This is a genomic window from Sphaerospermopsis torques-reginae ITEP-024 (assembly GCF_019598945.1).
Taxonomy (GTDB): domain Bacteria; phylum Cyanobacteriota; class Cyanobacteriia; order Cyanobacteriales; family Nostocaceae; genus Sphaerospermopsis.
Genome location: NZ_CP080598.1, coordinates 2,323,627 through 2,343,357, shown reverse-complemented (window position 1 = coordinate 2,343,357; position 19,731 = coordinate 2,323,627). Strand labels below are relative to the sequence as shown.

Annotated in this window: 25 protein-coding genes and 1 pseudogene; 10 read left to right on the top strand and 16 right to left on the bottom strand. The window is 35.2% G+C overall.

Annotated features, from left to right (window positions below):
- Nucleotides 1–400 precede the first annotated feature (400 nt).
- Nucleotides 401–589: a hypothetical protein gene (locus K2F26_RS10985; protein WP_220611494.1), complete on the top strand. Its 189-nt coding sequence runs from the start codon at nt 401–403 to the stop codon at nt 587–589.
- A gap of 152 nt (nt 590–741) precedes the next feature.
- Here K2F26_RS10985 and K2F26_RS10980 read toward each other — a convergent pair whose 3' ends face one another.
- Nucleotides 742–1,011, bottom strand: a complete 270-nt coding sequence (locus K2F26_RS10980; RefSeq protein WP_220611493.1) for a YciI family protein — start codon at nt 1,009–1,011, stop codon at nt 742–744.
- Between the two features lie 235 nt (nt 1,012–1,246).
- On the opposite strand from K2F26_RS10980, the gene K2F26_RS10975 reads away from it, so the two are divergent.
- Nucleotides 1,247–1,786: a Uma2 family endonuclease gene (locus K2F26_RS10975; RefSeq protein WP_220611492.1), complete on the top strand. Its 540-nt coding sequence runs from the start codon at nt 1,247–1,249 to the stop codon at nt 1,784–1,786.
- Between the two features lie 137 nt (nt 1,787–1,923).
- Entirely contained in the window at nt 1,924–2,463 is a 540-nt protein-coding gene (locus K2F26_RS10970) for a Uma2 family endonuclease (RefSeq protein WP_220611491.1), read from the top strand.
- Nucleotides 2,464–2,630: 167 nt separating this feature from the next.
- Here K2F26_RS10970 and K2F26_RS10965 read toward each other — a convergent pair whose 3' ends face one another.
- Nucleotides 2,631–4,127: a M16 family metallopeptidase gene (locus K2F26_RS10965; protein WP_220611490.1), complete on the bottom strand. Its 1,497-nt coding sequence runs from the start codon at nt 4,125–4,127 to the stop codon at nt 2,631–2,633.
- 168 nt (nt 4,128–4,295) lie between these two features.
- Nucleotides 4,296–5,903 (bottom strand): M16 family metallopeptidase, encoded by a 1,608-nt coding sequence (locus K2F26_RS10960; protein WP_220611489.1) that lies wholly within the window; start codon nt 5,901–5,903, stop codon nt 4,296–4,298.
- A gap of 150 nt (nt 5,904–6,053) precedes the next feature.
- On the opposite strand from K2F26_RS10960, the gene K2F26_RS10955 reads away from it, so the two are divergent.
- Complete coding sequence (locus K2F26_RS10955) at nt 6,054–6,668, top strand: TetR/AcrR family transcriptional regulator (RefSeq protein WP_220611488.1); 615 nt, start codon at nt 6,054–6,056, stop codon at nt 6,666–6,668.
- A 102-nt stretch (nt 6,669–6,770) separates the two neighbouring features.
- Here K2F26_RS10955 and K2F26_RS10950 read toward each other — a convergent pair whose 3' ends face one another.
- Both K2F26_RS10950 and K2F26_RS10945 read right to left on the bottom strand, forming a co-directional pair.
- Entirely contained in the window at nt 6,771–7,223 is a 453-nt protein-coding gene (locus tag K2F26_RS10950) for a DUF4332 domain-containing protein (RefSeq protein WP_220611855.1), read from the bottom strand.
- Between the two features lie 123 nt (nt 7,224–7,346).
- The gene (locus K2F26_RS10945) at nt 7,347–8,189 is read right to left on the bottom strand and encodes a PhzF family phenazine biosynthesis protein (protein ID WP_220611854.1); all 843 of its coding nucleotides are present in this window, start codon (nt 8,187–8,189) and stop codon (nt 7,347–7,349) included.
- Nucleotides 8,190–8,496: 307 nt separating this feature from the next.
- Between K2F26_RS10945 and K2F26_RS10940 the strand changes: the two genes are divergently transcribed.
- Complete coding sequence (locus tag K2F26_RS10940; RefSeq protein ID WP_220611487.1) at nt 8,497–8,985, top strand: hypothetical protein; 489 nt, start codon at nt 8,497–8,499, stop codon at nt 8,983–8,985.
- Between the two features lie 6 nt (nt 8,986–8,991).
- The gene (locus K2F26_RS10935) at nt 8,992–9,366 is read left to right on the top strand and encodes a hypothetical protein (protein WP_220611486.1); all 375 of its coding nucleotides are present in this window, start codon (nt 8,992–8,994) and stop codon (nt 9,364–9,366) included.
- A gap of 49 nt (nt 9,367–9,415) precedes the next feature.
- Here K2F26_RS10935 and K2F26_RS10930 read toward each other — a convergent pair whose 3' ends face one another.
- The 3 genes and pseudogenes from K2F26_RS10930 to K2F26_RS10920 form a co-directional block, all read right to left on the bottom strand.
- The gene (locus K2F26_RS10930) at nt 9,416–9,745 is read right to left on the bottom strand and encodes a XisI protein (protein ID WP_220611485.1); all 330 of its coding nucleotides are present in this window, start codon (nt 9,743–9,745) and stop codon (nt 9,416–9,418) included.
- A gap of 25 nt (nt 9,746–9,770) precedes the next feature.
- On the bottom strand, nt 9,771–10,100 hold the full coding sequence (locus K2F26_RS10925) for a XisI protein (protein ID WP_220611484.1): 330 nt from the start codon (nt 10,098–10,100) through the stop codon (nt 9,771–9,773).
- Nucleotides 10,088–10,506: pseudogene (locus tag K2F26_RS10920) on the bottom strand (XisH family protein). The gene K2F26_RS10925 and the pseudogene K2F26_RS10920 overlap by 13 nt, the downstream one beginning before the upstream one ends.
- 295 nt (nt 10,507–10,801) lie before the next feature.
- Here K2F26_RS10920 and K2F26_RS10915 point away from each other — a divergent pair.
- Nucleotides 10,802–12,115 carry a hypothetical protein gene (locus tag K2F26_RS10915; RefSeq protein ID WP_220611483.1) on the top strand — a complete coding sequence of 438 codons (1,314 nt, stop codon included), beginning with the start codon at nt 10,802–10,804 and terminating at the stop codon, nt 12,113–12,115.
- 144 nt (nt 12,116–12,259) lie between these two features.
- Nucleotides 12,260–12,574, top strand: coding sequence for a hypothetical protein (locus K2F26_RS10910; RefSeq protein ID WP_220611482.1), 315 nt, complete (start codon nt 12,260–12,262; stop codon nt 12,572–12,574).
- Between the two features lie 26 nt (nt 12,575–12,600).
- Here the strand turns inward: K2F26_RS10910 and K2F26_RS10905 are convergent, their stop codons facing one another.
- From K2F26_RS10905 to K2F26_RS10870, 8 genes are all read right to left on the bottom strand, one after another.
- Nucleotides 12,601–12,822: a type II toxin-antitoxin system HicB family antitoxin gene (locus K2F26_RS10905; RefSeq protein WP_220611481.1), complete on the bottom strand. Its 222-nt coding sequence runs from the start codon at nt 12,820–12,822 to the stop codon at nt 12,601–12,603.
- Nucleotides 12,819–13,076 carry a type II toxin-antitoxin system HicA family toxin gene (locus tag K2F26_RS10900; protein WP_220611480.1) on the bottom strand — a complete coding sequence of 86 codons (258 nt, stop codon included), beginning with the start codon at nt 13,074–13,076 and terminating at the stop codon, nt 12,819–12,821. The genes K2F26_RS10905 and K2F26_RS10900 overlap by 4 nt, the downstream gene beginning before the upstream one ends.
- Nucleotides 13,077–13,561: 485 nt before the next feature.
- Entirely contained in the window at nt 13,562–13,978 is a 417-nt protein-coding gene (locus K2F26_RS10895) for a putative toxin-antitoxin system toxin component, PIN family (RefSeq protein WP_220611479.1), read from the bottom strand.
- Complete coding sequence (locus tag K2F26_RS10890) at nt 13,968–14,195, bottom strand: hypothetical protein (RefSeq protein WP_220611478.1); 228 nt, start codon at nt 14,193–14,195, stop codon at nt 13,968–13,970. Before K2F26_RS10890 ends, K2F26_RS10895 begins: the two co-directional genes overlap by 11 nt.
- Before the next feature lie 46 nt (nt 14,196–14,241).
- Nucleotides 14,242–14,574: a XisI protein gene (locus K2F26_RS10885; RefSeq protein WP_220611477.1), complete on the bottom strand. Its 333-nt coding sequence runs from the start codon at nt 14,572–14,574 to the stop codon at nt 14,242–14,244.
- On the bottom strand, nt 14,562–14,981 hold the full coding sequence (locus tag K2F26_RS10880) for a XisH family protein (protein WP_220611476.1): 420 nt from the start codon (nt 14,979–14,981) through the stop codon (nt 14,562–14,564). Before K2F26_RS10880 ends, K2F26_RS10885 begins: the two co-directional genes overlap by 13 nt.
- Before the next feature lie 165 nt (nt 14,982–15,146).
- Nucleotides 15,147–16,424 carry an adenosylhomocysteinase gene (gene ahcY, locus K2F26_RS10875; protein ID WP_220611475.1) on the bottom strand — a complete coding sequence of 426 codons (1,278 nt, stop codon included), beginning with the start codon at nt 16,422–16,424 and terminating at the stop codon, nt 15,147–15,149.
- A 231-nt stretch (nt 16,425–16,655) separates the two neighbouring features.
- Nucleotides 16,656–17,465 carry a hypothetical protein gene (locus tag K2F26_RS10870; protein WP_220611474.1) on the bottom strand — a complete coding sequence of 270 codons (810 nt, stop codon included), beginning with the start codon at nt 17,463–17,465 and terminating at the stop codon, nt 16,656–16,658.
- Nucleotides 17,466–17,769: 304 nt separating this feature from the next.
- On the opposite strand from K2F26_RS10870, the gene K2F26_RS10865 reads away from it, so the two are divergent.
- The gene (locus tag K2F26_RS10865) at nt 17,770–19,122 is read left to right on the top strand and encodes a mechanosensitive ion channel family protein (protein WP_246605581.1); all 1,353 of its coding nucleotides are present in this window, start codon (nt 17,770–17,772) and stop codon (nt 19,120–19,122) included.
- Between the two features lie 247 nt (nt 19,123–19,369).
- Entirely contained in the window at nt 19,370–19,633 is a 264-nt protein-coding gene (locus K2F26_RS10860; protein WP_194056770.1) for a hypothetical protein, read from the top strand.
- Nucleotides 19,634–19,731: the final 98 nt, after the last annotated feature.

Sequence of the window (19,731 nt, the reverse complement as noted above, 5' to 3'; positions counted from 1 at the left end):
ATTTGCTCATAAAAATATTCTGCTGGTATTGAGGAAATCAAGTATTATGATTACCGATGGTACAATTATCATATCTATATTTGCGCCACCTCTCACCGCAAAGTGCTGGTAATTAGTAAAAAGGAATTAGCAACCAAACTGAACTGATCCTCAGTAATTAGCAGGACTTGTTCTAAAACAGAAAAACAAGATCAATTTAAGATACTTCTATATTTTTGTGAACACAGCACTATTTCTGATGACTAGCAGCAGTGTGTAATACTAATCTAAACTAAAATTAAGAGACGTATTACCAACTGACTTAATGACTTAAAATATTTTGGATTTAGGCAATAAAGTCTCTGTAATGTGTGTAATTTTTAACTAAAATTCTCTGATTTTACCAAGGGAGTTAACAACCATGAAACTAATTATTATTGGTTTGCTAGTGGGTTATGTAGTGGGTGCTTGGAAGTTTTGGACTGGGTTCAATAAGACTCATTTTACACAAACTTTGCCTAATCGCATTGGTTTTAGTTTATTATGGCCAGTTTTGTTTATTGCTAACCCGTCCTATCGTCGCAATTTTAAAAGAGCATTGAGAGGGTAATTCGTAAACGAGGGAACAGGTGACAGGTGATACAATTTTGGATTTTGGATTTTGGATTTTGGATTGTTTTTGTCAACTCCAATCTAAAATCTAAAATCTAAAATCTAAAATCATTCTGACTCCTGACTCCTCGTGCAATTATGAATTATGAATTAAAAAGCTTGAATCCACTCTTTAATAGAATACTCTGTCCAGATACCGTTTTTCCAATAAGGATCAGCTTCCACTAACTGACGGACAGTTTCTTCGTTTTCCGCTTCATAAATACCAAAAACTTTGGTGACATCTTTTGTAGGACCCAGGGTAATTAAAATTCCTGCTTCTTTTTGTTTTGCTAGTCCTTCTAAATGTGCTGGTCGGTAGGGTTCACGTTTGGTTAGTACGTCTTCGCAGTAGCTTCCCCACATTACGTATTTTGGCATGGTGTTGTGATTTTTATAATTGGTGAAATATTTATTTTAGATGTATTGGGAATTGTAGTCAATTCTGATGAGGAGATATGAAGAAAATGATCTTGATTTTGATGAAAAAGTACAAGCAGCTATTCGTGAAAAAATAGAAAGAGATCGTCAAAATATACACTAGTAATATTCTACTATTTACCAAAAATTAGATTATAATATTAACATTGCCTCAGTATTTCAGGAGAAAACCATCATGTCTTTAACCGTGAAAGAACTAGAAGAAATACAGATAACATATCCAGATTATCGCATAGAATTAGTAGATGGGAGTATTATTATTATGAGTCCGTCGGGTTATGAACCAGAAGAAGTAGGTACTGAGTTTGCGCGAATTTTGGGAAACTGGGTTAGACCTCGTAAACTAGGCCGTGTAGTGGGTTCGAGTGCGGGTTTTAAATTACCAAATTCTGATTTACGTGCGCCCGATGTTTCTTTTGTTCGTGCTGAGAGATTGAAAATATCAACAGAAGATTATGCAGAATTAGTTCCTGATTTGGTAGTGGAAGTAAAATCTAAAACTGATTCTATAGATAAACTGAGAGAAAAGATTCAAGAATTTATTAAATTAGGTTCACAGGTGGGAATTTTAATTAATCCTAAAACTAGAACATTAGAAGTTTCTCGAAATGGTGAAACAGTGATTTTCAAAGATGGTGATATTTTAACACTTCCTGATTTATTACCTGGTTTTGAAGTGGTAATTTCAGAAATTTGGCCTCCTGTTTTTGAGTAGTTTCGATAATTAGGGGTTGCTAAATAGAATTAGTAATATCATCTTTAACTTAAAATTGAACACATCAGATATAATCAAATATAACAATACACAAAAATCAGCAGAGTATTTCCGTAGTATTTCAGGAGAAAATTATCATGTCTTTAACCGTGAAAGAACTAGAAGAAATACAGATAGCATATCCAGATTATCGCATAGAATTAGTAGATGGGAGTATCATTATTATGAGTCCGTCGGGTTATGAACCAGAAGAAGTAGGTACTGAGTTTGCATCTTTGTTAAGAAACTGGGTTAGACCTCGTAAACTAGGCCGTGTAGTGGGTTCTAGTGCGGGTTTTAAATTACCAAATTCTGATTTACGTGCGCCCGATGTTTCTTTTGTTCGTGCTGAGAGATTGAAAATATCAACAGAAGATTATGCGGAATTAGTTCCTGATTTGGTAGTGGAAGTAAAATCTAAAACTGATTCTATAGATAAACTGAGAGAAAAGATTCAAGAATTTATTAAATTAGGTTCACAGGTGGGAATTTTAATTAATCCTAAAACTAGAACATTAGAAGTTTCTCGTGATGGTGAAACAGTGATTTTAAAAGATGGTGATATTTTAACACTTCCTGATTTATTACCTGGTTTTGAAGTGGTAATTTCAGAAATTTGGCCTCCTGTTTTTGAGTAGTTTTGATAATGGAAATTGGCAATTAGTAAATAGACAACAATTACCAATTACCAATTACCAATTACCAATTACCAATTACCAAGTTTTAACTTCTCAAACTCACACCAAACAGTATTGAACTGCAAATAGGTTGATTTTTGTGTTGATTTTTGTGTTAATTTTGGTGTTTATTTCTGTGCTTGGGTTTGAGAACCGGGAATAGTAACATCTATTGGTGTCACTGTAGCTGCTAACTGAGTTAATGGTGGTTTAATAGCAGTTTCATTTCCCACTACTAGGGTGACTAAATTTTCTGGTTTGAGGTATTTTCTGGCTACTCTTTGTACATCTGCTGTTGTGGTTGCGGTGACAGCTTTTTGATAACGAAACAGAAAATCAGCGGGATAACCATAATATTCGTAGCGCATTAATCGAGATAAAGTTTGACTGGGATCTTGAAAATTGAATACAAAAGAATTGAGGGTAGATTCTTTGGCATAATTTAATTCTTTTGCTGTCACCCTTTGATTTTGCATCCGATTAATTTCTGTTTTCAATGCTTTCACAAACTGTACTGTAGCATCAGAACGAGTTTGTCCCCCAGCAATAAACATTCCTGGATAATCGAAACGGGGACTCCAGACACCATATACAGAATAAGCTAAACCTTGACGCGATCGCACTTCATTAAATAATCTTCCCCCAAATCCATTTAATACCCCATTCATGACACTTAATGCAGCATAATCAGGATTATCGAAAGTTCCGCCTAAATGTCCAATGAGAATATTACTTTGTGTGAGTTGGGGTTGATTAACAAAAAATACACCACCTAAATTAGCTGATGATACTTGCGGTAGTTGCGTTTTAGAAATATTAGGGTTAGGTTTCCAGTCACCAAACTTAGCTTGAATGAGCGATCGCATTTGTTTGGGGTTAAAATCTCCCACAATTCCCAAAATCATATTATTGGGATAATAATATTGTTGGTAGAATTTAACCACATCTTCACGGTTAATTTGATCCAGAGTTGCATATTCTACCGTGCGAGAGTATGGGCTTTCTTGACCATAGATTAATTTTCTAAACTCCCGACTAGCAATATCATCTGGATCATCATTGCGACGAGCAATACTACCCTTAACTTGAGTTTTAATCAAATCTAACTTTTCTTGAGCAAAAGCTGGTTCTCGCAACACCTCAGCAAACAGCCCAAAAACTGTTTCTAAATCTTCAGTCAAACTATCAAAACTAGCACTACCAGCAGCTTCGCTAATATCAGTTTCTACAGAAGCTGCTCGTTGTTCCAAAATCTCATTTAATTGATCTGGAGAATGTTTGAGAGTGCCACCAGTTCGCATCAGTGAACCAACAACATCCGCTAACCCAACTTTATCACCTGATTCCCAACGGCTACCAGTTTTAACCAGAGTTGTGCCACTGACTAAAGGTAACTCATGATCCTCCATTAAATAGACAACCAAACCGTTATCCAAAACAAACCGTTCATATTTCGGTAATTTAATTTCCGACAAAGGAGTAAACTGTAAATCTGAGTAATGCTTTGCTGCTGCTGTCGCTACCCAAGAAAAATTAAAAGTCAGCAGAAAAGCAATCACCAAAGCGGAAATAAACCGCCAACTCTTAGAAAACTTCAATGAAAATTTCAATTTCTTACCCTTCACATTTAACCTCTCTTCTTCCTTTGTGTACTTTGCGTACTTTGCGGTTCATAACTCTTATTTTGCAGGGAATAGGGAACAGGGAGCAGGGAGCAAGGGGGAAAATACCTCTCCCCTGTTTCTTCTGTCACCTGTCACCTGTCACCTGTCACCTGTCACCTATCTCTATCCTTATCCTTGCTTTGACAACAACTTACCCACAGTGCGATTTTCTGGGGTAAAAGTTGCCTGTGCTACCCGTTGAATATCCGCAGGTGTAACTTTAGCAATATCATCCAATTGTTTAAACAAATTCCGCCAAGAACCGGTTTTGACTTCATATTCCAATAATTGCTGCGCCATGCCCATATTAGAATCTAAACTGCGTAATAAACCCGCTCTAGCTTGAGTTTTCACCCGCTGTAATTCTGTTGCTGATACAGGTTCTGTTTTCAATTTTTCAATTTCTTTACCCAGGGCGATCGCCAATTCATCAACTGTATGTCCTGGTGCTGTCAGGGCATAAAATAACATTAAATTCCCATATTTATCACCAGGAAAACCACTCAAACCTTGAGCAGCTAAAGCTAACCGTTGTTTTTCTATCAAAGACTTATAAAGTCTGGAAGTGCGTCCATCACTTAATAAACTGGCCATGATGTCATAAACTGCATTATCAGGATCAGTAATAGCGGGACGGTGATAACCTTCAAAATACCAAGGTTGAGAAGATAGCTCTACGGTAATTTCTCTCGGTTCGGTTTGTTTTGGTTCGGGGAGAATTTTTGCTTGTGCTTTGGGTTTAGACTGATAACGTCCAAAATAAATTTTGGCTAATCTTTTCACCTCATCCGGGTTAACATCACCGACAACAGCAATGGTTAAATTACTAGGAACATAATAATTTTCAAAAAATTGTTTGACATTTGCTGGTGAGAGGTTGCGGATATCTTCGTCATAGCCTATCACTGGTCTTCTGTAGGGATGGACCTTAAAAGCGGTATCCATAAATTTTTCTACCATGAAACCGACGGGAGAATTTTCTACACGCATCCGTCGTTCTTCTAAAATTACATCTCTTTCTTTATAAAACTCCCGAAAAACAGGTTCTAAAAATCGCTCTGACTCCAAAGACATCCACAGTTCTAACTTATTAGCGGGAAAACTGTAAAAATAACGAGTAGCTTCACTAGAAGTAGTAGCATTTAAACCTACACCTCCTGCTTGCTCAACAATTTTACCCATTTCGTTTTGCTTAACCAACTTCTGAGCCTGATTTTCTAATGATTTAAACTCAGTTTGTAGCTTTGCTAAGTCTTCTGTTTTATTTTGAGCTTTGGCGGTTTTAATTTGCTGATCTAATTGTTCTAACTGGTTTAATAATGGTTTTTCGGCTAGATAGTCTGTTGTACCAATGCGTTTTGTACCTTTAAAAGCCAAATGCTCTAAAAAATGTGCTACCCCTGTTTGGCCATCAGGTTCATCTATACCACCAACATCAGCATAGGTGACAAAGGAAACTACGGGGGCTTGATGTCGTTCTAAAACTATGAATTTCAGCCCATTATCGAGGGTAAATTCTGTTAACTCCTTCACCACCCGATCTAAATAAGGTTGAATGGAAGTTTGCTGGGGTTGCAGTGCTAAAGCTGCTTGGGGAGTTAAACCGCAACCAAATATTAACAGCGCCAAAGCCACTGCTAACAGACGGCTAAGATTATTCTGAACAGGTGATTTATTAGTTTTATCCCTTAACCAATCTAAAATCCAAAATCTAAAATCCAAAATCAAATGTTTCATAGCAAAAATTAAAGTAAATTTACACTTCTTGAGAATTAGGTTAATTAGCAAGCAGAGAGTTAATCTTATATTAAGCTTTCTGCGCTTTTTGGATTTGATGTTAGACAATATTGCTACAAGTCTTGTTCCTGAGATATAGCAATAACTACTATGCGAGTTTTTAATTCTCCCCCTCCCTCAGAAGCTCAAACCCGTGATCGCATTCTTCAGGCGGCACAGCGGTTATTTGCATCTCAGGGATTTGATGGTACTACAACCCGTGATTTAGCACAGGCCGCAGGGGTAGCTGAGGGTACGCTCTTTCGTCATTTTGCCAATAAAAAAGCAATTTTGGTAGAGGTGGCGACAAATGGCTGGGTGGAAATTCTCACAGATTTGTTGACAGAATTGAGTGAAATGGCTAGTTATAAAGCTGTAGCCCAGGTAATGCGCCGCAGAATGTGGAATATGCGGAAAAATGTGGACATGATGCGAGTTTGTTTCATGGAAGTGCAGTTTCATCAAGATTTGCGCGATCGCATTCAAACCGAAGTCATTGATAAAATGACAGATGTGGCAGAAGCATTTTTTCAAACGGCAATGGATAAAGGCATCTATCGGCAGATGGATGCTAAATTAGTGGCTAAGGTGTTTTTGGGAATGTTTGCGATCGCAGGTTTTTCTGATAATACTCTCATCGAACCCAACGCATCACCCCAAGAAATGCAACAGATGGCTGAAGGTTTGGCTGATATTTTCTTAAATGGTGTGTTAATTAAAGAGTAGGTGACAGGTGACAGGTGACAGTTAAGAGGAAATAGGGAATAGGGAATAATTATTTACCAATTACCAATTACCAATTACCAATTACCAATTACCAATTACCAATTACCAATTACCAATTACCTTTGCTTGTTGACTCCATTGTTGCACCAATTCCACAGCCGGACATAAATCACGTCGTTGTAATGTTGCTACTTGCAAACGCATAATTTGTTGATGTAATTTATGGCTAGGAATTTCTGCCAATTGCATAACAGAAATGACACCCGCATGAAGCAATAAACCACAATATTGAGTACCCACACTGGGAAGACGTGCCAGATCCGCTAAAGCCACCCATTTATGAACATATTGAAGATTGATTTGTAATTTACTTGCTAATGCAAGTTTAGCTGCTGGTGTTTTCCCTTGTTTAACTAAATCCAGTGTAGTTTTAATATCACAACTTTGCAATTTTAAAAGTTCATCTGGACTTAATCCTGGTAAATTTTCAATCGGCCAGTCACAAGGTTTCAAGACACTTTTATTACTTTTAATCTTTATCTGTTTAGTAGTCATTGGGTAATTGGTAATGGGTAATGGGTAATTGGTAATGGGTAATTGGTAATTGGTAATGGGTAATTGGTAATTGGTAATTGGGGAAAAGGTGATAATTGATAATTGATAATTAATATTTGATAGTTAATAGGGAAACATCAAATTTATTACCCAGTCCCCAGTCCCCAGTCCCCAGTCACCTAATAACTCACCACGCATTACAGTTATAGCTTGTCCTGCTAAAAAAACGCGATTTTCACCAGGATAATAAACTTTTACTACTCCACCACGACGAGAAGCTTGATAAGCTAAAAACTCATCTTTTTTTAACCTTTCACGCCAAAATGGTGCTAAACAACAATGTGCAGCACCAGTTACCGGATCTTCATCAATACCTAACCCTGGAGCAAAAAACCGCGATACAAAATCATATCCTGACTCACCTATACTGGTAACAATTACATTAGCAATAGGCAACTTTTTCATCTGTTGAAAATTCGGCTGCATTTCTCGCACTAATTCCGCAGATTCAACTTCTACTAAATAACCTAGAGAATTAAGGTAAACTGATTTATAATCTATTCCTAAAACCTCACTAAGTTCTGATGGTGGTTCTATGGTTTGGGAATAATTTACAGGAAAATCTAATTCAATCCAATCATCTTTTTTCTTAGCGATTAATAAACCACTTTTTGTATAGAAATGGGCTTCTTGTTCTGGTGATAGATGACCTTCTGACCATAATACATGGGCGCTGGCTAAAGTGGCATGACCACAAAGGGGAACTTCTACCGATGGAGTAAACCAACGCAGATTAAAACCGTCATTTTGTTTGATTAAAAAAGCCGTTTCTGATAAATTCATTTCTTGGGCGACTTGTTGCATCCAGTCGTCGGGTTGGGGAGTTGCTAATACACAAACTGCGGCGGGGTTGCCTGTAAATGGTGTATGGGTGAAAGCATCAACTTGGGTTATTTTTTGGGGCATTTTTTGGGGCATTTTTTGGGGCATTTTTTGGGTGATCATGAGATTATTTGTATAATATCATTAATTGATAGTACCGCATGAGAATTAATTATTAGGCTAATAGCAAAAGTACCGCCTGAGAATTAATTATTAGGCTAATATTTGTAGCTTGGATTAATCATGGCACAACCCAACACAGTAAGTTAATAAAGAAGTTGTTTTTAGATAACCTATTGACAAAAAATAATATTTACGTAAAATAGTACGTATAACCATTTCATCTATAAATTTTAAGTCAGCGTTTCTGGAAAACGCCAGTATCATGTCAATGGCAATTTTTAGCAATGCCTTCTCAGATGAGTTAGTGACGGCCACTGAGTTAAATCGTCAACCAGGCAAGATTTTAGATAAGGCTTATGAACGCCCAATTACTATTACTAGAAATGATCAATCTTTTGCGCTGTTGCGTCGTGAAGATGTGGGTTATTTAGTGAAAGGAATAAATCAAAGCAAGGCGGTTTTTGAGGTTTTATCTTTAGCGTTTCGGTTGTTGTTAGGACAAAAAATTGGTTATGAGCATCCTTACGGATGGTTGAGCGTATTTGATGCGGATGAGTTGCAAGATTTTATTAAAGAGGTGAGTGAAGCTTTTCGCTTAACTGATACTTCTAATGAGGCTTGGGATATGATTGATGCTATTATTTATGAGTGGAAAGAAAGTTCAATAGCTATTAGTAGTCCTGAGTTAGCAGCAGCTTTTAAGGATGAGAGTGATGAAATACCTTTAACACCACCTATTAATAAAAATGGTGTGTGATTTTTTATGTCAGATCATCCTGCTGAAAATGAGTTAATGGATAATGTAGAACCACCAGAAGTAAAATTATCTGCACCTACATTATATCAAACACTTGGAACTTGGTTAGTAGTTGCTAAAAATAAAAGGGTGAATCGAGAGTGGGAAGCTCTGATGCAACGTTATCCTGAAAATTGTAGTCGTTGTTATGAAGATTTATGTAATGCACCGACAACTAGACAACCTAAGCGGGTTTTTCCTTTAAAGGGGAAAGTTTATAAAGGTGCTTGGGAGTATGAAGTTACTAGTGGTGATAGGGTATTTTATATTCCTGATGAGGATCAATTAAAGGTTGTTGTTTATTATGCTGGGAAACATCCGAAAAATGCACCTATACCATAATTTTTATCTCACGCAAAGACGCAAAGACGCAAAGGAAGAAGGCAAAGTTTTAACTTTGTGCAAAATCAGTAAATTGTCTAATATGAGGCGCTCTAAATCCTAACACTATATCCGTTTTTGGTACTCCTAATTCTAATAATTCATTAGCTATCCCTTCCTCTGTAAAGTCGCACTGAATACAGATTTTTCCATCTTTAATATCTACATGAATCATTGAACCATAAGTCCGTTTTTCACCTTCCCATCCTAGATGAATTACTAAATAATGATTTCTTTGATTATCAAATATTAATTGTAGTTCTGTTCCTTTGGGTAAATGACTTTCTGTATGTCTTGCTAATACGGTTTGGACTAATTCAGGATAATTCATTGTTTCCATAAAACAATCTCCTGTAATAAAAAATCTAAACCGATGCAAAACCTGTAAACTGTCTAATATAAGGTGATCTAAAACCTAAAACAATATCAGTTTTCGGTACACCTAATTCTACCAACTGTTGAGCAATTCCTTCTTCTGTAAAGTCTCTTTCAATCCAGATTTTATCATCTTTAATTTTAATATGAATGGGAAACCAATAAATTCTTTTTTCATCTTCCCAACCTGTAACCAATAATAAGTAAACATCTCTTTGTGTATCAAAAACTATTTCAATATTTTCTGAATCTTCTCCACATTCTTCTGCATAGTTTTGGATAAAATTTTTAACTATTTCTCGATAATTTAAGGTTTCCATAGTAATATTTCCTCCTTTTTTACATCAAACACTAATAAATTAATGTCATAAGTCTGTAAAACAGTTTGAATAAAAGTATCTAGAAAAAATCCTGTATATATGTCTTCAGATATGGCAAGATATAATTTTCTTTGAGGATCTTTGTGTGTTAATACTACCTTATAATTTAAAAACTGACCAATGGCTGTATGAAATTCAGAAATTGCTGAAAGTCCTATAAAACTTTTACCTATACCGCTATTTTTTGATTATTTTTCTCCGCAGTAATTAACTTTTCTGCACCTAAGTCTATTCTTACCTTGACGTTTTCAGTTAGTTTAAACGATAAAGGATCATCAGTAATTAACCACCCATCCTTTTCTAAGGCTATTTTAACTGTATTATGAAAAATATCTTTCGCTGACATAAAAATTTAAAGTGATATTTTATCTTAAATTATACCTGATTTTTTAAGTAATGCCTTTATGTTATGTTCGTAGGTTGGGTTAAGCAAAGCGCAACCCAACGCAATAAAATTATGAAGATGTTGGGTTACGTACCTCAACCCAACCTACATACTACATACTTGTATAAGAACAATTTAATATAATAAGCATTTGTTCTGATAGTAAATTTTTTAGTTTCGTTATAATATTAACTGAGTTGTTATATATCTTTACCAATACAACTTTACCTAATTAGTTATTGAAAGGGGTATTTCTATGATTACTATTACTATTTTGATAGGTATTATCTTAATTTTGAGTTATCTACTATTTAGAGAAAATAATCAACCGCAATTAAATATTACTACACAAGATGTTCAGAATGTGGCTAAATATAATTTAATCACTAAAGTTTTTTTAGATGTATTTTCTCAATCTCAGCAGTTGAATAAAAAAGTTGAGATATTGACTGGTGACAATGAATCTTTAAAACAAGAAATTCAAAAGCTAGAACAACAAATTAATACTTTACTTCAGGAATATCAAACAACTTTAGAGTTGAATAATAAGTTACAGATACAAAATACTATTTTTAAACAAAGAAATCAAGACTTGGAAACAAATCAAAAATCCTTTATTCAAAAGTTGGGAGGTATTGTTTATAAGGAAAACTTGGAAGATAAAACATGGGATTTGGTTTTAGACAAAGTTCAGGTGTTAATGAATGAACGTAATGAAGCTGTGATCAAAATTCAAGCTATTAATCAAGATATTGAAGTTATTAAACAGAAAAATGAACTTCTTGTTAAAGAAAAGAATACATTTGATCAATCATTGCAAGTTCTCAAGTCTATAATTGCTACAAAAGAAAATGAGATTAATTCATTAACTCCAAAGTTGAGTGGTTTAGAATTTAGATGTGAAGAGTTAGTTAAAGATTTACAATCTAGAACTGATAATAGTATTGAGTTAGAGCAAATTAAAAACGAATTAAAAAACCTGCAAGATGTTATAATTTATAAAGATGGTTTGATTCAAAGTTTGGAAATACAAAAAGGGGAGAATTTACAAAATATATCGTTATTAGAAGCAAGTGTTACTAATGAAAAATCTAATTGTGAATCACTGACACAAGAGAATATGAGTTTGCATAGTCGTGTGCAACAATTAGAAGGTGAAATTGAAGTTTTAAATAATAAACCTGTAGATAGTGATATAGAAAAGTTAGAATCTCAGATTGCTCAAAAAAATAATGAGATTAAGAATTTAGAAGATGAGAAAAATCAAAATCTTCAAAAAATCAAGGAGTTGGAAATAAAACTTACTGAAAAAGAATTAGAGTTACAAACAGCTATAGAGGATAGTAATAATCGTATTCAGGAATTAGAAGAAGACAGAGATTCTTTAAGTGCTGATTTAAGAGATGTTGAAAGAAAATTAAGAGATGTTGAATGGAAATTAAGTGCATTGACGGTTAGTGATAGTAGTGGTTTGACTGAGGAATTACAAAAACAGATTGCTCAAAAAGATGCTGTGATTAAAAAATTGGAAGCTGAAAAATCTGAAATTCTTGAAAATTTCAATATATGATCGGAAAATTTTGATGAATTAACAGAAGATTTTAATGAATTAACAGATAATTTCCATGAATTAACAAGGAATTTTAATCAGAAAGAATACCAACTAGAAGTAGTTACAAGAGAGAAAGATTATCTGGATAACCGTGTTAAAGAGTTGGAAGAAGATAACAGTTTTTTAAAGCATAGATTAGATGTAAAATCAAAAAATATTAATTCCAGTGTTTTACATGAAAATAATATTTATCGAAATAAAATACAGCAGTTGCAAAAGCAAATTGTTCAAAAAAGCGCCTATATTAGCAAGCTAGAACAGGATTTAGATAAGTATATAGAATGTTTGAATGATGTAAAAAATAGATACTATTATGATGATCAAATCATAGAACATATATATGTATGTTCTATAGATTGTGAAGAAGAAAAAGAAAAGTTACAACAGTACATAGAATATTTACAACATTATCTATAATTTAATCTTTCCATAAGACTATCAAGCTATGAAGCTATTTGATAAATTACAGGTTTATATCTTGGTTCTGGAATGGGTTTACCTGCTATTTCCGCAGCTTCTAACCAAGCAGCTTTAGCTTTGAGAACTTCTTGCAGTGCTTCTTCTTCAGTTAAACCAAAACCTGAACAATATTTTAAATCAGGAATATCAGCAATATAACCTTCATCTTCTTGACTGTAGAAAATATTAATGTGATAGTGTTTCATTGCTCATCCTCCAAAGTTAAGGAATATTTTTCAATTAATGTTAGAAATTGCTGAACCTGATAAGGAATAGCTTTACCATTGCGATTTTGTAAGTTAATAAGTTCAGGGATATTTGGATGAGTAAAAATGTGATGACTACCGTTGATACGTGATAAAGAAAAACCAAAGGCTTCAACTAAAGTCACTAAATCATCAAATTGGAGATTTCTAGATCCCGAAAGGACTTTCTCCAGTAATTTACGCTTTTTTGACATTACTTTATTTTATCATTGTTTCACATAAAATTCTATCCTACTCTCATTATTCTTTTCATTATTCTTTACCTAGACTATTCGATTATTCATGAAATTTTATCCTACTCTCATTATTCTTTACCTAGACTAAACTTCTATCTCAAGGTGGATGGAACAGGATAAAATGATGCACCCCCTTTGCGTCTTTGCTCCTTAGCGTCTTTGCGCGAAACAAAAAAAAAGGAACAAGCAAAACGCCCATCCCCAAAAAACCAACTATTAATCGTTGTGCTTCCAAACTCGCCCAGAAATGATAGCGAAGCGTGGCGTTAGCCATATTTCCGGGCTAATAGCCAAAGTAAACTAAAGTTTACTAAAAGACCTTTATTTTACCCAGTCATCTTTAGATTACTTCAGCTATGAGACAGGGAATTAATTCCCTGTCGGGATATGGGTTTTAAATGATTAAGTTCCCAACTGCCAAGAATTTATATTTTAGGGTAAATTTAATCAAGATTTAAAAAATCTCTAGGTGTAATAATCTGGTTCTGATATTCAGCTAAAATATTCAGTGATAATAAGTCTTCATCGCCAGTTATTAAAAATTCGGCGTTAGCATCTTTCACCAGTTCTAAAAATTTGTTGTCGTCTGGATCTCGACAGATGATTAATTGAGTTTGAATTATTATAAATTGACTATATTTTTCAACTACTGCTAAAAAATCTTCCCGTTCTTCATTTGAAATATATTTATCAAACTTAGGTTTATAAATTCTGGTTTTTAACTCTTCATAAGTTGCTGTACTTTGAGCGATTTTAAATTTTTTATAGGCTTTTTCTAGAGCTTTCCTTGCTGTTCCAGTTGGACTCAGTGCAGCACTAATTAAAACATTGGTGTCAATGACAATTAATTTATGATTCATCAGCTAATAGTTCTTCTAATATTTCTTCTGTAAGTCCTTTAGCTTGAGCATTTTTACCAATTCTATCAAAAACAGTTAGTAAGTCTTCCTCTCTGTTTTCAGGTGAATTTTTCTTTATTTGTTGAATTATTTCTTCTTGTTCTTGTGCAGGAAGTTGTAAAACAAGATTCAGAATTTGCTCAAAGGTTAGAGGAAGTGGGTATGTTTTTTGTGTCATGGTATTATATGTTTTGAATCAGAATCACAAAAAATGAATTAAGAATCTAAACCGATGCAAAACCAGTAAACTGTCTGACATAAGGTGATCTAAAAGCTAAAACAATATCCGTTTTCGGTACTCCTAACTCTACCAACTGATTAGCAATTCCTTCCTCTGTAAAATCTTTTTGAATCCAAATTTTCCCATCTTTGATACTAATATGAATGGGACAACCATAAATTCTATTTTCATCACGCCATCCTGCATACAACAGTAAATAAATATCCCGTTCTGTATCAAAAACAATTTCAGTATTTTCTAAATCTTCTACTGGTTGTTCATTGGCATATTTATAAATGAGATTTTTTACTATCTCCCGATAATCTAATGTTTCCATAACACTATTTCCTCCTTCTGAATATCAAAAACTAATAATTTGATATTGTATCTTTCTAAAACAGTTTGAATAAAGGTATCGGTAAAAAATTCTTGATATATATCTTTGGATATTGCTAAATATAATACTCTTTCAGAGTCTTCCTGTTCTAATGCTATCCTATAATTCAAAAATTGACCAATAGCTGTATGAAATTCAGAAATTGCTGAAAGTCCTATAAAACTTTTTACTTCCACCGCTATCTTTTGATGATCTTTTTCAGCACCAATTAGCTTTTCTGCACCTAAATCTATTCTAATTTTAACTAATGCTGTCAGTCGAAAATATAAAGGATCATCGGTAATTAACCAACCATCTTTTTCTAAAGCTAACCTAACTGCATTATGAAAAACATCTTTCGCCGACATAAAAACATAAAGCCTTATTTTCTATCTTATATTATACCTAACTTCTTAACTAATACCTTCTTCTCTTCTTCCCTTCTTCCTTCGTTTCCTTCGCTCCTTCGTGGTTCGTTAAAAAAAAGGGATAAGCAAAACCGCCTATCCCCAAAAAATCAACTAATTAAATGATTAAGTTCCAGACTGCCAAGAATTGATATACTCAACCTGATCAGCAGTCAAACTATCAATTGCAATACCCAAAGCTTGCAACTTCAAACGAGCAATTTCTTGATCAACCTCAGTAGGGATAGAATACAAACCAGGTGCTAACTTACCCTTATTCTTAACCAGGTATTCACAAGCTAACGCTTGGTTAGCAAAACTCATATCCATTACCGCGCTAGGATGTCCTTCCGCAGCAGCTAGGTTAACTAAACGACCTTCACCCAGTACAATCACAGATTTACCACTGTTGAGGATATACTGTTCTGTGAAAGGTCTTACTGTTTTGATTTCCTTAGCTTGACTTGCTAAATATTTCAAATCTAACTCAATATCAAAGTGACCAGAGTTACAAACGATCGCACCATCTTTCATTGCGTCGAAGTGTTCACCCCGGACTACGTGCTTGTTACCAGTCACGGTAATAAACAAGTCACCTTCAGAAGCAGCTTCAGACATGGGTAATACCCGGAAACCATCCATTACCGCTTCAATCGCTTTAATGGGGTCAATTTCGGTAACGATAACGTTAGCACCCAAACCACGCGCACGTAAAGCAGTACCTTTACCGCACCAGCCATAACCAGCTACTACAATGGTTTTACCAGCCAGCAATATATTTGTAGCGCGGATAATGCCGTCTAAGGTAGATTGACCAGTACCGTAGCGGTTATCAAAGAAGTGCTTGGTGTCTGCGTCGTTAACGTTCATCGCGGGGAAAGTTAACACGCCATCAGCCAACATAGCGCGTAAACGCACAATACCGGTGGTGGTTTCTTCGGTTGTACCAATTAAATCTTTAATTTGATCTTGACGGTGTTGAACCAATTCGGCTACTACATCACTACCGTCATCAATAATAATGTTAGGACGATGATCTAAAGCGATTTGCACGTGGCGGCTATAGGTTGCTGCATCTTCGCCTTTCATCGCAAATACAGGAATTTCGTAATCGGTGACTAAGCAAGCAGCTACGTCATCTTGTGTAGATAAAGGGTTACTGGCAATTAAAACAGCATCAGCACCACCGGCTTTTAAGGCGATCGCCAAATGGGCGGTTTCGGTGGTAACGTGGGCGCAAGCAACTAAGCGCAAACCAGCAAAAGGCTTTTCTTTCTCAAAGCGATCGCGAATTTGCTTTAATACTGGCATTTCCCGTCCAGCCCAGTCAATACGTTGTCTTCCCAAGGGAGCGAGGGCGAGGTCTTTAACCTCGTGCTTTAATCTGGGAGCGGTTGCGGTCATGAACAATTATCCTCTAAAAAATGAAACAGGTTGATAAACCTTTACGTACTTTAACAATATTTTCTGACAAGTAGCCATATTTTCCGGTAAATACTCATTCCCTATTGATCAGCAAAGGTAATTTTTCATTGCTAGATAGTGGAACAGGCTTCTAGTCTGTTGACGGGCAAGATGCCCATCCCACATTTTATATTGAATTATGACCAGCTACTTAGCAGTGAGTAGATTTGATTAAATCAATGAAGCCAAAGTTTGCATCAATAGCTGAGATTCCTTACCCATGTCACCTTGTAATAAAAATTGATACCATTGATATAACTGTTGCCGAGCTAAAGTATAAAGTGGATCATCAATATCTGAGTTAAAAAGTTCCATTATCGCCTGTCTTTGAGTTTTTCCACGTCCTAAAATCCTCAGCCAAAGAGTGGAAATATCTATAGGTAGTTGATTTGTGACCACAATAGTAGTAGAGAAAATTGCAGGTAAATTATAAACCCCTGGAATATTTATAGCAGATGGTTTAATTCCAAATCCTTGCCAATGGTCAGGGAAAATAGAGGGAACGATGATCAATTGGCTTTTATTATCTTCTTCTTTTGATTCTTCCTGTTCTCTATCTTTTAAAGTTTCATTGACAGGAATAATCTTACCATCCGCTTCACTTGTCCATGTTAAAAAATGACTGAGACAAGTTCGTAATTCCCAGATATTTGGTGTCCAGCGTAGAGGTGAAATAATACAGGGATTTGAAGTAAATTCTCCCAATAATCCCAAGGATGTCCTAGATTTATTGATGTCAGGTTCAAACAATACATCTACCATTTTTGCTTCTGCCACCACTTCAGGACTAACCAATATACGCGGGTTATCGTTAAAAAGTGTTTTTATGTATGTACTTTCCCAGCCTAATCGAGAAGGATGTTTATAGACTCTCAATTTAGGGTTACGGGGAATAAGTTCATTGAGGAAAACATTACCATAATTACTAAGTAGTGCAAAAAGGTAATTTTGGGCAAAAATCACAAAAGATGGTCGAGACATGGGAAATTTTTCCAAAATATTGTTTCTAATCTGTTCTACATTTAATTAGCCATATTTTATCATAAATACCTATTAGCTATTACATACTACCTATATCTTCAATATAAGTAAGATTAAGACCCGATCTAACTTTTGGTTTTTTCATCTTTCTCTGGTAATACTATAATTGCTAAATCCTTACATAGATGATGACACATCTGGTAAAAATTATCGTAGGGACAATTCATGAATTGTCCCTACAGGGGTTTCGTGGTTATACACATTTCATGACCACAAAATGTCTATTACCCAAGGAGGTATTTAAGTGCTAGGTAAATTTTTAGCGATTACGGGTTCAATGATCATATCCATTGCACCCATACCTAAAGCTACAGCCCAGACACCGAATAATCTACCAGAAATACCAGAAAGTTTACATAAAACTACATTTACTAAAACAACATTAACTCAACCACAGCAAGAAAAAGAAAATCAATTTTTAGAACAATTGGCGATCGCCTCTGGTACTACCATCGCTATGGTAATCATGAGTTGGGGAGTTCGTCGTTTCCAAAAACGTTTAAGTAATAATTTCCTCAAAGTCTCTGACTCTGATTCCTCAGAAGATCAACCCATCACTACATTACTAAATAAACAGCAAGAGCGACATCTTCAAGAAGTTAAAACCCGACTATTTCAACTTGCACAAGCTGGAATTTGGGTCAGTGGTAGTTTAATTATTTTAGGACTATTTCCTGCTACCCAAGCCCTACAAATTGGGATTCTCACCATTGCCAAAATTCCCATTAAATTAATAGTTGTTGGTGTGGGAACATATCTAACAGTAAGGTTTACCTATGCCATTATAGATCATTTTACCTCTACTATCATCAGTGGTGGAGCATTACTAACTCCAGAAACTTCCGAACGTTTGCAATTGAGAATATCCACATTTTCTGGGGTTACTAAAAGTATCACTATCATTATTTGGGTAGGTGCAGGAATCCTAATGTCCTTAATTGCTTTGGGAATAAATATTGTTCCTCTTTTAGCTGGTGCTGGTTTAATTGGTGTGGCTGTATCTTTGGCTTCTCAGAACTTAATTAAAGATGCCATTAATGGCTTTTTGATTATTCTTGAAGATCAATATGCTTTGGGTGATGTGATTACTGTGGGAAATGTGGGTGGTTTAGTGGAAAATCTCAATTTGCGAATGACTCAAATACGGGATTCAGAAGGAAGATTAATTACAATTCCTAACAGCGAAATTAAAGTTGTAGCTAATCTTTCTAGTCGCTGGTCCCGTGCTGATTTAACTATTCCAGTTTCTTACCAAACTGATATTGATGAGGCTTTGAAATTAATTGAAAATGTCGCTATCCAGATGAATCAAGAACCTCAATGGAAACGACAAATTATTGAAACCCCCAGTATTTTGGGAATTGATAATTTTGGCGATCGCGGGATGATGATTCGTGTTTGGATCAAAACCCAACCCCTCAAACAATGGGATGTAGCGCGAGAATATCGTCGTCGTCTAAAAATTGCTTTTGATGAAGTTGGAATTCATATTCCCGTACCTCAACAGTCAATCTGGGTTAATGATTCTCAGTATTTAACTTCTGCAAATAATGGTTCATCCTTTTTAGGAATCAATCATCAAGATCAAAACCAATAATTCTGGGTTAGCATTCTCTAATTTTGCCTAAATCCGTTTTTAATCAGTAAAACAAACTTCAATCCCTCCTTTTTTGTAGGGAAACCATTCGCTGGCGGGGGTTATCCCCGTTATGCGAACTGGTTTGGGTTGTATCGGAGCTTGAACTCTTGACAGAATAGTATAATTGTACTATAATAAATTCATCGTGTCCGACCTGTAAACAACATCTGGAAGATGGATTCAAAGATATTACAAGGATATTACTATGATGAAACACTATATTCTCAATCTTAATCCAACTGCCAAGCATGAATGGGATCGTTGTATTTTACGTGATCCTCTGACTGCAAAACGTCCAGACATAGCAAAATTAATTGCTGAAGCTGTAGGTGCAGATACAGGTAGTTATTTAGTCAGTGTTAATATTGAAGTCAAGGTATTAGAAGAAGCAGCAGCACCCCCAGGAGAACAACTTTCTCTTCCTTTTCCTGAAGTTAATATAACCTCACCAATGCGGGAAGCAGCGTAGTTAGATGTAGGTTGGGTTGACGTAAGGAAACCCAACATTGATGATTAGCAGTCTTTGATTATATTATATTGAGAGCGGATTTTTTGGAACAAACCGCA